Raw genomic sequence first — 13,197 nt, 5'->3', positions numbered from 1 at the left:
GAAATACAAAACGCCCGATGCGGTGCATCGGGCGTTTTGAGGTCTGGAGGTTAGCCTGAAAGGTGTAAACCTATTTCAGGACTAGACACTGTGGATAAATCAGGGCTGCTCGGTAGAACCGGGCGTCGCCGATGCGTCGGAGGAGCCATTCTCCTTCGGCTGCTGTCGGTCGCGGCCCCACTGGATGGCGATCAGCACCAGGGTGGGAATGCCCAGCAACGCAGTGATGAGGAAGAAATTGTGGTAGCCCACACTTTCCACCATCACGCCCGAGTAACCGCCGATCAGTCGTGGCAGCAGCAGCATGATTGAGCTGAGCAGGGCGTACTGGGTCGCGGAGAACTTCAGGTTGGTCAGGCTCGAGAGGTAGGCGACGAACGCCGAAGTGGCCAACCCTGCACTGAAGTTGTCGCAGGAAATGGTCAGGATGAGCATGTTCAGGTGGGCACCCATGTCGCTCAGGGCCACGAACATCAGGTTGGTGGCTGCCGAGCTGATGCCGCCGATGAACAGGATCGGCAGGATGCCGAAGCGCACGATGAGCACACCGCCCGCCCCCGCGCCGAGCAGCGTCATCACCAGGCCGAACAGCTTGCTGACGCTGGCGATCTGCTCCTTGGTGAAGCCCTGGTCGATGTAGAACACGTTGGCCATCACGCCCATGACGGTGTCCGACATGCGGTAAGTGGCGATCAGCCCCAGCAACAGCAACGCCTGCCAGCGGTAGCGCTGGACGAACTCGCTGATCGGGGTGAGCACCGGCGCCATCAACAGACGGCCGGCGGCGGAGAAGCACGCCAGGGTGATCAGCAGGAACATCGTCCCGCGTGGCCAGGCGCCGGTCGAGAAGGCCTTGGCGGCGGCGGCGATGGTCACCAGGATCACGATCAGGACAATGATCGAAACCGCCTGGTGGACGAAGTCGAAGTTGGGCATCACCTTGCCCCGCGCGGCTACCAGCAGTTGGCGGCGCTGCTGGCTGAGCAGTTCGCGCACCGGCAGGATCTGGCGCATGCCCCAGGGCGACAGGCAGGTGACCAGGAAGATGGCGTACAGCGCGGCGCGTGGCCAGGCACGGTCGAGCAGGCCGGTGATCATCGCCGGCAGGGAGATCAGCATGACCAGCAGGATCAGCACCGAAGAGAGCTGGTGCTTGAGCTTGAAGCGAGAGGTGGTGCTGGTTGCGGGGAGGTCCACCGGTGGCTCACGCATCCACAGGCTGGTGATCAGTCCTGGCAGCATCAGCAGGGCGAACAGCAGGTAGGTGCCGGCCCAGGCGCCGTATTCATAGACCTGGGCGGTGGAACCGAACCATTCGGCGAAGTAGAGCGCGCCTGCGGTGGCGAGCAGTGCGGAGACGCGGTAGCCCGTCATGTAGCTTGCGGCCAGGGCGGCCTGGCGGCTGTCTTCGGCGATTTCCAGGCGATAGGCATCGATGGCGATGTCCTGGGTGGCCGAGGCGAAAGCCACCAGCACCGCCAGCGCGATGAGCCAGGTGAGGTTGGTCTTGGGATCGCACAGGGCCATGCCCACCAGCCCGACGCCCACCAGCGCCTGGGACAGCACCAGCCAGGAGCGGCGCCGGCCGAGTCGGCCCAGCAGCGGCAGGCGCCACTGGTCGAGCAGCGGCGACCAGATCCATTTGAAGGCGTACGCCAGGCCGATCAGGCTGGCGAAGCCAATGGTCTCGCGAGATACACCTGCCTCGCGAAGCCAGACGGAAAGGGTGGAAAACACCAGCATGTAGGGAAGGCCGGCGGCGAACCCGAGCAGCAATAGCGAAAGCGTGGCCGGTGTGGCGTAGGCGGCGATGGCTGCGCGCCAGGAACGATGGGGCATTAGCGGTGTGGTCCGGAAAGCGTGGTGCTGGGCATGAGGCTGCTCGCGGCGTCCATGGTGGGAGCGGAAAACAGGGCAGGGCGCACTCTAACCCTTGGGCGGTATGGGATGCCAGCCGTGCCGACGCATGTCCACCCGATCGTTCTGGATACTGACCCCTTCGGCGCGCAAACGTGCCCGCTGCTCATTGCCCGAAGGCGTGCCCAGCGCCAGGCTGAAGCGTCCGCCAGACCCCAGCACCCGGTGCCAGGGCAACTGGGTGCCGGTCGGCAGCTGGCTCAGGGTACGACCGACCCAGCGTGCGGCGCGGCCAAGGCCAGCCAGCTCGGCCAACTGGCCATAGGTCACGACCTTGCCTTCGGGAACCTGGCCCAGGGTCAGGTAGAGCGCTTCGCGGCGGACGTCCGTGCTTGCTGTCGGCAAGTCGGCCCATGCATGCTCTGGCGCTTCTTCTTTCTTCTTCTTACCGACCATGCTGCTCCGTAGCCTGATTGCTTCGTTCGTGTTGCTGACCTGTCTGCCGCTCTGGGCCGACACCGTGTGGTTGAACAACGGTGACCGCCTGACCGGAGAGATCATCCTGCTGGATGGCGGCAAGCTCGCCTTGAAGACCAAATATGCCGGCCAGGTCCTGATCGACTGGAAGGATATCGACACCCTTCGCTCCGAGAAACCGTTGCTGATCAAGCGCGAGGGCCTCGACAGCCAGCATAGCCGCAGCCTCGGTGCGGCGGGCAAAGGCATGGTCCACCTGGTCAATGGCAAGAGCGAGACGGTGCCGCTGGCGAGCATTCGGCAGATGGTGCCGCCACGACCCGTCCTCAAGGACCGGGTCTGGGAGGGCAACCTCGATGCCAAGCTGGACATGGAGCGTAACGACGATAAAACGGACGAGTGGAAGCTCAAGGGCGATACCCGCGTCGAACATGGCCGCTGGCGGCATGTCATGAGCGGCCAGTTCGAGAAGGAAACCAAGAACGGCGAGCGAACCGAGGACAGCTGGGAGCTGGAGTACGACCTCGACCGCTTCCTCACCGAACACTGGTTCGTGCGGGGCAGTTACGACCAGGAAAACGATGAGTTCCAGTTCTTCGAGCGGCAGCGATCCTATGGTCTCGGGCCTGGCTACCGGTTCTGGGACAACGAACTGGGCCGTTTCGACCTGATCGCGCAGTTGTCCCGTTTCCAACTGGAAAGCGATGAGGGCAACCTGGATTTCAACGCCTATTCCTTCGAATGGGACTTCAAGCGACTGATCTGGGGAACCCGTTTCGAGCTCTATTCCAAGGCCCAGCTGCAGGTGCCGCAGATAGACGAGGTCGACTACGTGCTCGACAGCGAATTTGGCCTGCGCTATCGCCTGAACGACTGGGCGCGCCTGTCGCTGCTGTACGAATTGGATCAGCTGCGCGGGCTGGGCCAGACGGACTCGGACAAGCACTATCTCATTGGCGTCGGCATCGGCTGGTAGGGCCGGGGAAGGGCACGCCCATCGATTTTCTGGAACTCAGCGGACGCAGGCCGGTCAGTCCTTGCTCTGCTGTCGGTCATAAGGATAATGCCCGGCTTTTTTTGAAGACCCGAGCAAAGAATCCGCTTTATGTTGTCCAGAAATCTGCTGTGTATGGCGCTCGCCGCCGCTTCCTCCGCCTCCTTCGCCGACACCGTCTGGATGAAGAATGGGGACAAACTCACCGGCACGATCAGGGTGTTCGATGGTGGCAAGCTGGTTCTCGAGACCGACTACGGCGGCACCATCCCGCTGGACTGGAAGAAAGTCGCCACCCTGGAAAGTGATCGCGAGTTGCTGATCAAACAGGACGATCTCAACGGCGAACGCGCCAAGTCGTTGCATCGCGCTGAGGAAGGCAAGGTCATCCTCGCCAACGGCGAGGCGCCGAAGGAAGTCGAACTGGCCAGCATCGAACAGATCATGAAGCCCAAGCCCCTGGTGGAAGACCTCACCTGGACCGGCAACGTCGATCTGGCCCTGGACTACAAGCGCGCCGAGAGGGACACCGACGACTACGACGTCGATTTCAAGACCAAGGCTCGCCACGGCCGCTGGCGGCACAACGCCTCGGGCGAGTACAACCGCGAATTCACCGACGACGTGAAGACCACGGACAACTGGGAAACCGAGTACGCCCTCGATCGCTTCATTACCCAGAAGTTCTTCTGGCAAGGCCGCGGTGAGTACAAGCGCGACAAGGTCGAAGACCTCGAACGCCAGCGCACCCTGGGTACCGGCCCCGGTTACCAGTTCTGGGACGACGAACTTGGGGCCTTCTCCCTGGCAGGGCTGGTCAACCGCAGCGATTACCAGTTCTCCAACGGGGAGAAGGAAAACTTCTACTCCATCAGTACCAAGTGGGACTACAACCGCTACCTGGTGGGCAAGACCGTGGAGCTCTTCACCAGCGGCGAGGTCGGCCGTCCGCTGGACAACACCGCCGACTACGCGCTGGATGCTGAAGTGGGCCTGCGCTACAAGCTCACCGACTGGGCCTCGCTCAACATGAAGGCGGAGAAGGATCAGGTCAGCGGTGCCGAGGGTGAAATCGACGAAACCCGCTACACCGTGGGCTTCGGCGTAGGCTGGTAACAAGCCGGCGCTGCTGTGGGAGCGAATTCATTCGCGATTGACATGAAATCCCCACACCCGATGCCTGGCCTTATACCCAGGCGCCAAACTCGTACATCCGGTCGGCTGTCCCCTTGCTGGCATAAACTTAAAAGTCCAATATGGACAAATTGTTTATGCCAGTCTCGGGAGCATCCCCATGTCCAGCAACCCGCCCATCGTTCTCCAGCAAGCCGAAGCTCGCCGCCTGCTCCAGCAGGTGGACGTTCACCAGGCCATGCGCAACATGTTCCTTGACCTCGCCACGGGTGAAGCGGTACAGCCGGCTCAGCAGTTGGTGGAGTTCCCCAATGCCGCAGGCGACTTCATCAACTACCTGGGCGTGCTGGCCAAGGACGGGGTGTACGGCGTCAAGACCTCGCCCTACATCAAGAAACCCGATGGTGCCCTGGTCACGGCCTGGACACTGCTGATGTCCATGGACAGCGGCCAGCCCCTGCTCCTCTGCGATTCCGCTGAGCTGACCACCGCACGCACCGCCGCGACCACCGCCGTAGCCGTCGAGGCCCTCGCTCCGGCCCAGGCGCGTCGACTCGCCGTGGTTGGCAGCGGCCCAGTGGCCCGTGCCCACCTGCATTACGTGAAAGGCCTGCGTGACTGGCAGCGTATCGCCGTCTATTCGCCCTCCCTCTCGGACGACGCCCGGACGCAACTGGCTGCCCAGGACCCGCGCGTGGAATTCAGTGCCACGCTGGAGGACGCAGTCGCCGAAGCCGACGTGGTGATGCTCTGTACGTCGTCCGCCGGCCCGGTGCTGGACCCACGCAGCCTGGCCAGGCCCGCCCTGGTCACCTCCATCAGCACCAATGCCCCGCGCGCCCATGAAGTGCCACCGCAGGCGCTGGGTGAAATGGATGTGTATTGCGACTATCGCGCTACCACACCGGGCTCTGCAGGCGAGATGCTGCTCGCCGCCGAGCTTCACGGCTGGAGCCGCGACGCCATCCGTGGCGACCTGCCGGAGCTGGTGAGTGGCAAGGCGACGCGCCCTGATTACAGCCGTCCGGTCTTCTTCCGCTCCATCGGTCTGGGCCTGGAAGACATGGCCCTGGCCAACGCCCTCTATCATCTGCAACGCCAAGGCCAGTGAGGTAGACGCCATGCAACAGGCTGACTTCATCATCATCGGCGCCGGTATCGCCGGTGCCTCCACCGGCTTCTGGCTCTCCCGCCACGGCCGCGTGCTGGTGCTGGAACGCGAGGAGCACGCCGGTTACCACTCCACTGGCCGTTCCGCCGCCCTCTATACCGTCGCCTACGGCACGCCCCAGGTGCGCGCGCTGACCGCCGCGAGCCGGGCATTCTTCGACGCGCCGCCGGAAGGTTTCAGCGAGCACCCACTGCTCACTCCGCGTGGCGAGATGGTGGTGGACTTCACCGGTGATGCCGAGGAACTGCAGCGCCAATTCGACAGTGCGCTGGAGAACGTCCCCGAGATGCAGATGCTCACACCTGACCAGGCCTGCGCCCTGGTGCCAGTGCTGCGCCGGGACAAGGTGCAGGGCGCCATGCTCGACCCCAGTGCCGCCGATATCGACACCGATGCCCTGCACCAGGGCTACCTGCGCGGTATCCGCCGCAACGGCGGCGAAGTACGCCATAGCTGCGAAGTGACCGGTGTGAGCCGTGACGGTGACCAATGGCGGGTGGAAACCTCCCAGGGCAGCTTCCAGGCCGCGACGCTGATCAATGCCGCCGGTGCCTGGTGCGACGGGCTCGCGCAGCTTGCCGGCGTCCAGCCCCTTGGGCTGCAACCCAAGCGCCGCGCTGCGTTCATCTTCTCGCCGCCGGAAGGCGTAGATGCGCACAAGTGGCCGGCGCTGGTCAGCCTGGATGAATCCTTCTACTTCAAGCCGGACGCTGGAGTGCTACTGGGCTCGCCGGCAAACGCCGACCCGGTCGATCCCCACGATGTGCAGCCGGAAGAACTGGACATCGCCCTCGGCATCTACCAGATCGAGGAGCACACCAGCATGACCATTCGCCGTCCTGCGCGGGTCTGGGCTGGGCTGCGTTCGTTCTTCCCCGATGGCGACCTGGTGTCCGGCTACGACTTGCGCGCGCCGGACTTCTACTGGGTGGCGGGGCAGGGCGGCTACGGTATCCAGACCTCCGCTGCCATGGGCGAGGCCAGTGCCTGCTTGATCCTGCGCCAGCCGTTGCCGGAGCACCTGACGCAATTCGGCCTGACCGAGGCCATGCTGTCGCCCGCGCGGCTGGGGTGACGACGTTGGCGCTTTGCGCCACACTCGCTGCGCCGGGCCTCGTGCCCGGCGCCGATCTTCATGCTCCAGGAGCCGCTCCATGACCTCTCGCCCAGACCTCGCCCTGGACAACTACCGCGCCATCGCGGACGCCATCGCCACGCTGTTCTTTCCCCATGCCGAGGTGGTGCTGCACGACCTGCGGACACAGAAGATCGACTACATCGCCAATAACATCTCCAAGCGCTGCGTGGGCGACGATGCGGCGTTGGAAGACCTGTTCAGCGAGGAAGTGGACGAGCGGAACATCGGCCCCTACGAGAAGCTCAACTGGGACGGTCAGAAGATCCGCTCGGTGAGCACCGTGCTGCGCGATGCCCAGGGCGCACCGCTTGCCATGCTCTGCATCAACCTGAACATCTCCATGTTCGAGGCGGCCAAGGCGGCCCTCGACCTGTTCCTGTCCTCCAGCAAGCTCATTCCCCAGCCAGACGCGCTGTTCCGCGACGACTGGCAGGAGCGTATCAACACCTTCCTGCACAACTGGCTGCGGCAGCGTCAGCTCGGCCTCAACCTGCTGACCCGTGATCACAAGCGCGAACTGGTCCTGGCCCTGCATGCCGAGGGCGCCTTCAAGGGAAAAAGCGCTGCCAACTACGTGGCCAACGTGCTCAACATGGGCCGCGCCACCGTCTACAAGCACCTCAAGGAACTGAAGGAAGAGTCGGTCTAGGGCATTCATTCCTGGCCGGACATTTCCCTGTAGGGGCGAATTCATTCGCCAAGCGGGCCGCAGGCTCGCCAGATCAACCTCGGGATTATTGGGTGGCCCTCCTTCGCGAGCAGAGCTCGCTCCTACACCGTGCTACGCGCGCAGGCGTCGCCTGAACGCCCCCGGCGTTTCCCCGCACAATTGCTTGAACAACTTGGCGAAGGTCGCCCGATCGGCGTAACCCACCTGTGTCGCCACCTGTTCCAGGGACCGCGCCGGGTTGCGCAGGGCGATCTGCGCCGCGCTGATACGCAGTCGTTGCAGGTAGGCATTCGGGGTCAGGCCGGTGGCGGCCTTGAAGCGTCGCAGCAGGGTGCGGCTCGAACAGTGGGCGCGGGTCGCCAGGGCGTCCACGTCCAGCGGTTCGGCCAGATTGCGCTGCAGCCAGAGCAGCAGCGGGCCTATCTGTGGATCGTCACCGCCGGCGGCTGGCAACAACGGAGCGAATCGCGATTGGAGACCGCGCTGCATGTCGAACACCATGGCGCTGGCCACCCGTTGTGCGAGCCAGTCGCCCGCATGCCAGCCGATCAGGTGCAAGCAGAGGTCCAGCCCCGCCTGGGCACCACCCGAACAGAACAGGTTGCCGTCCTCCGTCAGCATGGCATCCGCGTCCAGCCGAACCTGTGGATAACGTTTGCGGAAGGCCGGTGCCAGCGCCCAGTGCGTCGTGGCGCGACGGCCGTCGAGGCGACCCGAGGCGGCCAACAGGAAGGCACTGCTGCAGAGACTGGCCAGTTGCTGGGTGTCCGGCCGCGCGGCCAGCCAGGGCAGCAGTGCCTGATTGGCTGCGAGGGTTTTCTCCACGCCAGGGCCGGTCGCTGTCAGCAGCACCAGGTCGGCGCCCTCCGCCAGTGCCAGGTCGCCGTCCACCCGCACCTCGGCCATGCCGATATCCACAGCGTGGCCATCGTGGCTGAAGCGCTGGACCTGGAACAACGGCTCGCCGGCCAACTGGTTGGCCAGGCGAAAGGCGTCATCGGCCGTTGCCAGGCTGGAGCAGACAGTCTGTGGGCAGACGAACAGGGCGACGCGGATCATGGAGTGGACTCAGGATAGGGTTGGCGATTATTGACACAAAGTTGGCGATGCCGCCAATCGCCCTTCGGGCCATTCGGGTCAATACTGCTAGTCATACAGTCTTGACGGAGTTGTCCATGGCTCACCCCAATGCTGAACTCATCACCCGCTTCTACCAAGCCTTCCAGCACCTCGATGCTGAGGCCATGGCCGCCTGCTACAGCCCGGATGTGCACTTCAGCGACCCGGTGTTCACCGATCTCAATGGCCAGGAAGCCGCTGACATGTGGCGCATGCTCGCCAGCCGTGCGCAGCAGTTCAGCCTGACCTTCGATGGCGTCGAAGCGGACGACCTCTCCGGGCGCGCCAACTGGGTCGCCACCTACCTCTTCAGCCAGACCGGGCGAATGGTGGAGAACCGGATCCAGGCGCGCTTTCTCTTTTCCGACGGCAAGATCATCGAGCACCACGACAGCTTCGACCTCTGGCGCTGGGCTCGTCAGGCCCTGGGCGCCAAGGGGACGCTGCTGGGCTGGTTGCCGCCGGTGCAGAACGCCATTCGCGCGCAAGCGGCGCGAGGCCTTGCGGCGTATCGTGCCGGGGCATTGAAGGACTTGTCTTGATCAGCAGAGGCAATGCCTAATGCGGCGGCCTTTTGTCAGGACCCCGCAATGCCCGAGCAATCCGAATCCGCCCCCGCTGCCAAGCCCTGGTACGTCTATCTGGTGCGCGCCGAGAACGGTGCCCTCTACTGCGGCATCAGCGACGACCCGCAGCGGCGTTTTGCCCAGCACCAGAGCGGCAAGGGCGCACGGTTCTTTCACTCCAGCCCCGCCCAGGCCCTGGTTTTCGTCGAGGCCTGCGCCGACAAGAGCGAAGCCCTGCGCCGCGAACGTGCCATCAAGCAGTTGCGCAAGGCGGCGAAGGAGCGCCTGGTAACGCTTTATCCAGCCGGCTGATGCCGCGCTATCAGGCGCAAGGCATGGGCCGCCCCGGTTACGCCGGGTAAGCTGCGTTATCCACAGACCTGACGCGGAGACCGTCATGCACGAGCTGATCCTGCACCACTACCCGACTTCACCCTTCGCGCAGAAGGCCCGCCTGATGCTGGGCTTCAAGCAGTTGTCCTGGCGTTCGGTGATGATCCCGCCGGTGATGCCCAAGCCTGATCTCATCGCCCTGACTGGCGGCTATCGCAAGACCCCGGTGCTGCAGGTCGGCGCTGACATCTACTGCGACACCGCGCTGATCGCGCGCCGCCTGGAAGCGGAGAAAGCGACCCCGGCGTTGTTTCCGGAAGGTCAGGAACTCAATGTCGCCAGCTTCGCCCTGTGGGTGGATACGGTGGTGTTCCAGCATGCCGTTTCCCTGGTGTTCCAGCCGGAGTCGGTGGCGATTCGCTTCGGCAAGCTGCCACCAGAAATGGTGAAAGCCTTCATGGCCGACCGTGCCGGACTGTTCAGTGGCGGTAGCCTCAGCCGCGTGCCGCTGGAGCAGGCCAAGCACAATTGGCCGGCCATCATGGGACGTGCCGAGCAGCAACTGGCGCGCAGTGAAGGCGATTTCCTGTTTGGCGAGCCCTCCATCGCCGATTTCTCCCTGGCGCATTGCCTGTGGTTCCTCAAAGGCACCCCGGTGACCGCGCCGCTGGTGGACGACTATCCGGAAGTGGCGGCCTGGCTGGGGCGTGTGCTGGGCTTCGGTCACGGCTCGCCGAGCGAGTTGTCGTCCGGCGAGGCGGTGGAAATCGCTCGCAATGCCACGCCAGCTGCCTTGCCCGTTGAGGACTTCATTGACCCCAACGGCTTCGCGCCCGGCCAGAAGGTACTGGTGGCGGCTACCGACTACGGCGTTGATCCGGTGGAAGGCGAACTGGTGTTCGTCGGCCGCGAGGAGATCATCCTGCGCCGCCAGGACGAGCGCGCCGGCGTGGTGCATGTGCACGTACCGCGGCTGGGGTTCCGTATCGAGGCTCGCTGAGCCGGGGCAAACCGCTCTTCTGTAGGGGCGAATTCATTCGCCTAGCAGGCCGCAGGTCTGCCCTTCGAATCCCCAGGGGGCAGCTGCGCTGCCCTTGGCGAATGAATTCGCCCCTACAAGGCTTCCGCCCAGGTGGGCTGAAGCCCACCCTACGGATGTCGTAGTCCCAGTTTTTGAGCACCAAAAAACAAAGCCCGGCAATCGCCGGGCTTCTTTCATTGGGGGGCCGCAGAGAGTCAATCCTTGCGGCGCTTCAGCTGGTCTTTCAGTTGGGTCGGCAACTGACGAATGATCAGCATGTCGCGGCCTTCGTCGTATTCGATCTTCGAGCCCAGCAGGTGGGCTTCGAAGCTGATCGACAGGCCTTCGGCACGCCCGGTGAAACGCTGGAACTGGCTCAGGGTGCGCTTGTCTGGCGGAATCTCCGGAGACAGCCCGTAGTCCTTGTTGCGGATGTGCTCATAGAAGGCCCGCGGGCGGTCTTCATCGATCAGACCGGACAGTTCGTCGAGGGTGATCGGTTCGCCCATCTTGGCCTGGGTGGTGGCGTAGTCGACCAGGGTCTTGGTCTTTTCGCGGGCCTGTTCCTCGGCCAGGTCTTCGCTTTCCACGAAGTCGCTGAAGGCCTTGAGCAGGGTGCGCGTTTCGCTCGGCGGGTCGACACCTTCCTGGCAGCCGATGAAGTCGCGGAAGTAGTCCGAGACCTTCTTGCCGTTCTTGCCCTTGATGAAGGAGATGTACTGCTTCGACTGCTGGTTGTTCTGCCACTCGGAGATGTTGATGCGCGCTGCCAGATGCAACTGGCCCAGGTCCAGGTGCTTGGCCGGCGTCACTTCCAGCGAGTCGGTCACGGCAACGCCTTCGCTGTGGTGCAGCAGGGCGATGGCCAGGTAATCGGTCATGCCTTGCTGGTAATGGGCGAAGAGCACGTGCCCGCCGGTGGAGAGGTTGGACTCCTCCATCAGCTTCTGCAGGTGCTCCACGGCCTGGCGGCTGAAGGCCGTGAAGTCGCGGGCGCCGTCCTGGTATTCCTTCAACCAGCCAACGAAGGGATAGGCGCCGGACTCCTCGAAGAAGAAGCCCCAGGCCTTGCCTTGCTTGGCGTTGTAGCTTTCGTTGAGATCGGCCAGGAGGTTTTCCATGGCCTGGGACGCGCCCAGTTCGCTATCCCGGGCATGCAGCACGGCGGCGCTGCCGTCGGGCTTCTTGTCGATGAAGTGAACGATGCAGTGGCGGATGGGCATGGATCTTCGCTCTCAGGGGCACATCCGGCGCGAGGACGCGCCGGCAGGAAAAGTGCGCCAGTTTACCCGACCTGCTCCTCGGCTGCCTGCCGTCTCTGCACCGCTTGCAGCCGCTCGATCACATAGCGCAGGTGCACATGCAGGTCGTACAGCTCGTTGGAGTACGACAGCGGCACTTCGACCTTCGCCAGGCGCTGTTCCAGCTTCTCGAGCTGGTCGATCTCGTTGGCCAGTTGTTCTGGCGGCGTACCCCCGTCCAGCTTACGGTCGATTTCGCGCAGGTACTTGTACCAGCGATAGATGCGCGCGCGAATGCGCCAGCGGTAGATCGGGCCTATCGCCTTGCTCAGCGGAATCATGATCACCAGCAACGGAATCAGCAGGATGATGTAACGGTCGGCCAGCGAGGCGATGCGGAAGGGCAGGTAGCGCTGCAGGATCGGCAAACCCTTCTCGTAGTAGTAATCGGCTTCGTCCAGGCTGGCGAGCATCTGCGGCTTGGCGCTCGGATAGGTGCCAGGCGGATCGAGCAGGGTGCCGTTCTTCATCACTTCGCGGGCCGCTTCGAGGATCAGCGGGGTGAGCGAGGGATGGAACTCGTCGTTGGCAACCAGGGTGGCCACCGGGGCGAGGGTGCGAATGTCACGCGAAGGGCTATTGCTGGCGAGGTTGAGCAGGCCTTCGCCCACTTCCAGCTTGGTCAGGTAGGGCAAGCGCGCGCGATAAGCGGCGCTGCGACGCAGGTTGACCAGGTCCAGTTCCGGGCTGGCCGCCAGGCGTTGCACCACGGCGCTTTCCGCCGGCCCGAGGAAGAAGCCGGCGTCCAGTTCACCGCCGAGCAGGGCGTTGGCCGCCGAGCTGCCGCTGATGGGCTGCCACTGTGGCGGATAGCGCTCGGGGCTGATCTGGTTGGCGGCGAGGAGCGCGTCGCTGACCGAGCGGGTGCCGCTGTTCGGTGCGCCGACGGCAATCCGCAGCTGCAGCAGATCGGCCATGCTGTCGATGTCCAGTTCCTTGCGTTTGAACAGCCAGAGCGGCTCCTGGTACATCACACCGAGACCGTGAAGGTGCTGACGCTGTTTCGGGCCCAGGGTGAGTTCCTGGCCACTCTGGACCAGGGCGATATCCACTTCGCCGCTTTGCAGCTTCTTCAGGTTGTCCAGTGAACCGGTACTGCGCACGAGTTCCAGCTCGAAGCCTTGTTTGGCCAGTTCCTCCTTGAGTTTCTCGCCAAACGCGTTGTAGCCGCCCGAGGGGCCACCGGTCGCCAGCCGTGCGTGCATGGGCGGAGGTGGGGCGACGAAATAGAAGAGCGCACCCACCAGTGCCGCCATCACCGGGATCAGCCAGAGGTTGGCCAGGAGCATGATCTTGATGTCACGAAAGATGCGTTGCATGTCAGTCCTTGTCTGCAGCGAATGCTGGGAAGGATAGCGGCTCCGTGGTTGCCAGGCCGCGAAGGAAATGACAGGGTTGCCGGCATTTCCGTTCCTT

Annotated in this window: 13 protein-coding genes; 8 read left to right on the top strand and 5 right to left on the bottom strand. The window is 63.9% G+C overall.

Annotated features, from left to right (window positions below; all coding sequences use genetic code 11):
- Positions 1–99 precede the first annotated feature (99 nt).
- Both MnOB_RS05250 and MnOB_RS05245 read right to left on the bottom strand, forming a co-directional pair.
- The gene (locus MnOB_RS05250) at positions 100–1,839 is read right to left on the bottom strand and encodes an AmpG family muropeptide MFS transporter (RefSeq protein WP_077522726.1); all 1,740 of its coding nucleotides are present in this window, start codon (positions 1,837–1,839) and stop codon (positions 100–102) included.
- Positions 1,840–1,926: 87 nt separating this feature from the next.
- Positions 1,927–2,313, bottom strand: a complete 387-nt coding sequence (locus MnOB_RS05245) for an MGMT family protein (protein WP_077522724.1) — start codon at positions 2,311–2,313, stop codon at positions 1,927–1,929.
- Between MnOB_RS05245 and MnOB_RS05240 the strand changes: the two genes are divergently transcribed.
- The 5 genes from MnOB_RS05240 to MnOB_RS05220 all read left to right on the top strand — a co-directional run bounded on the left by MnOB_RS05240 (position 2,312) and on the right by MnOB_RS05220 (position 7,420).
- The gene (locus tag MnOB_RS05240) at positions 2,312–3,310 is read left to right on the top strand and encodes a DUF481 domain-containing protein (protein WP_077522722.1); all 999 of its coding nucleotides are present in this window, start codon (positions 2,312–2,314) and stop codon (positions 3,308–3,310) included. The genes MnOB_RS05245 and MnOB_RS05240 overlap by 2 nt on opposite strands.
- A 129-nt stretch (positions 3,311–3,439) precedes the next feature.
- On the top strand, positions 3,440–4,444 hold the full coding sequence (locus MnOB_RS05235) for a DUF481 domain-containing protein (RefSeq protein WP_077522720.1): 1,005 nt from the start codon (positions 3,440–3,442) through the stop codon (positions 4,442–4,444).
- Between the two features lie 178 nt (positions 4,445–4,622).
- The gene (locus MnOB_RS05230; RefSeq protein ID WP_077522718.1) at positions 4,623–5,573 is read left to right on the top strand and encodes an ornithine cyclodeaminase family protein; all 951 of its coding nucleotides are present in this window, start codon (positions 4,623–4,625) and stop codon (positions 5,571–5,573) included.
- A 10-nt stretch (positions 5,574–5,583) separates the two neighbouring features.
- Positions 5,584–6,708 (top strand): NAD(P)/FAD-dependent oxidoreductase, encoded by a 1,125-nt coding sequence (locus tag MnOB_RS05225; RefSeq protein WP_077522716.1) that lies wholly within the window; start codon positions 5,584–5,586, stop codon positions 6,706–6,708.
- Between the two features lie 79 nt (positions 6,709–6,787).
- Positions 6,788–7,420, top strand: coding sequence for a helix-turn-helix transcriptional regulator (locus tag MnOB_RS05220; RefSeq protein WP_077522714.1), 633 nt, complete (start codon positions 6,788–6,790; stop codon positions 7,418–7,420).
- Between the two features lie 132 nt (positions 7,421–7,552).
- Here MnOB_RS05220 and MnOB_RS05215 read toward each other — a convergent pair whose 3' ends face one another.
- Positions 7,553–8,500, bottom strand: coding sequence for a GlxA family transcriptional regulator (locus MnOB_RS05215; protein WP_077522712.1), 948 nt, complete (start codon positions 8,498–8,500; stop codon positions 7,553–7,555).
- 116 nt (positions 8,501–8,616) lie between these two features.
- On the opposite strand from MnOB_RS05215, the gene MnOB_RS05210 reads away from it, so the two are divergent.
- The 3 genes from MnOB_RS05210 (at position 8,617) to MnOB_RS05200 (ending at position 10,459) form a co-directional block, all read left to right on the top strand.
- The gene (locus MnOB_RS05210) at positions 8,617–9,102 is read left to right on the top strand and encodes a nuclear transport factor 2 family protein (protein WP_077522710.1); all 486 of its coding nucleotides are present in this window, start codon (positions 8,617–8,619) and stop codon (positions 9,100–9,102) included.
- A 48-nt stretch (positions 9,103–9,150) separates the two neighbouring features.
- Positions 9,151–9,438 (top strand): GIY-YIG nuclease family protein, encoded by a 288-nt coding sequence (locus MnOB_RS05205; RefSeq protein WP_077522708.1) that lies wholly within the window; start codon positions 9,151–9,153, stop codon positions 9,436–9,438.
- Between the two features lie 85 nt (positions 9,439–9,523).
- Positions 9,524–10,459, top strand: coding sequence for a glutathione S-transferase family protein (locus MnOB_RS05200; protein ID WP_077522706.1), 936 nt, complete (start codon positions 9,524–9,526; stop codon positions 10,457–10,459).
- Positions 10,460–10,695: 236 nt separating this feature from the next.
- Here the strand turns inward: MnOB_RS05200 and yejK are convergent, their stop codons facing one another.
- Together yejK and MnOB_RS05190 are read right to left on the bottom strand one after the other, a co-directional pair.
- The gene (gene yejK / locus MnOB_RS05195; RefSeq protein ID WP_077522704.1) at positions 10,696–11,703 is read right to left on the bottom strand and encodes a nucleoid-associated protein YejK; all 1,008 of its coding nucleotides are present in this window, start codon (positions 11,701–11,703) and stop codon (positions 10,696–10,698) included.
- A gap of 62 nt (positions 11,704–11,765) precedes the next feature.
- The gene (locus MnOB_RS05190; RefSeq protein WP_077522702.1) at positions 11,766–13,100 is read right to left on the bottom strand and encodes a TAXI family TRAP transporter solute-binding subunit; all 1,335 of its coding nucleotides are present in this window, start codon (positions 13,098–13,100) and stop codon (positions 11,766–11,768) included.
- Between the last annotated feature and the right edge of the window lie 97 nt (positions 13,101–13,197).

The organism is Metapseudomonas resinovorans, from assembly GCF_002003485.1.
In the GTDB taxonomy this organism is placed as follows: domain Bacteria; phylum Pseudomonadota; class Gammaproteobacteria; order Pseudomonadales; family Pseudomonadaceae; genus Metapseudomonas; species Metapseudomonas resinovorans_D.
This window is presented reverse-complemented; position numbering and strand designations above follow the sequence as displayed.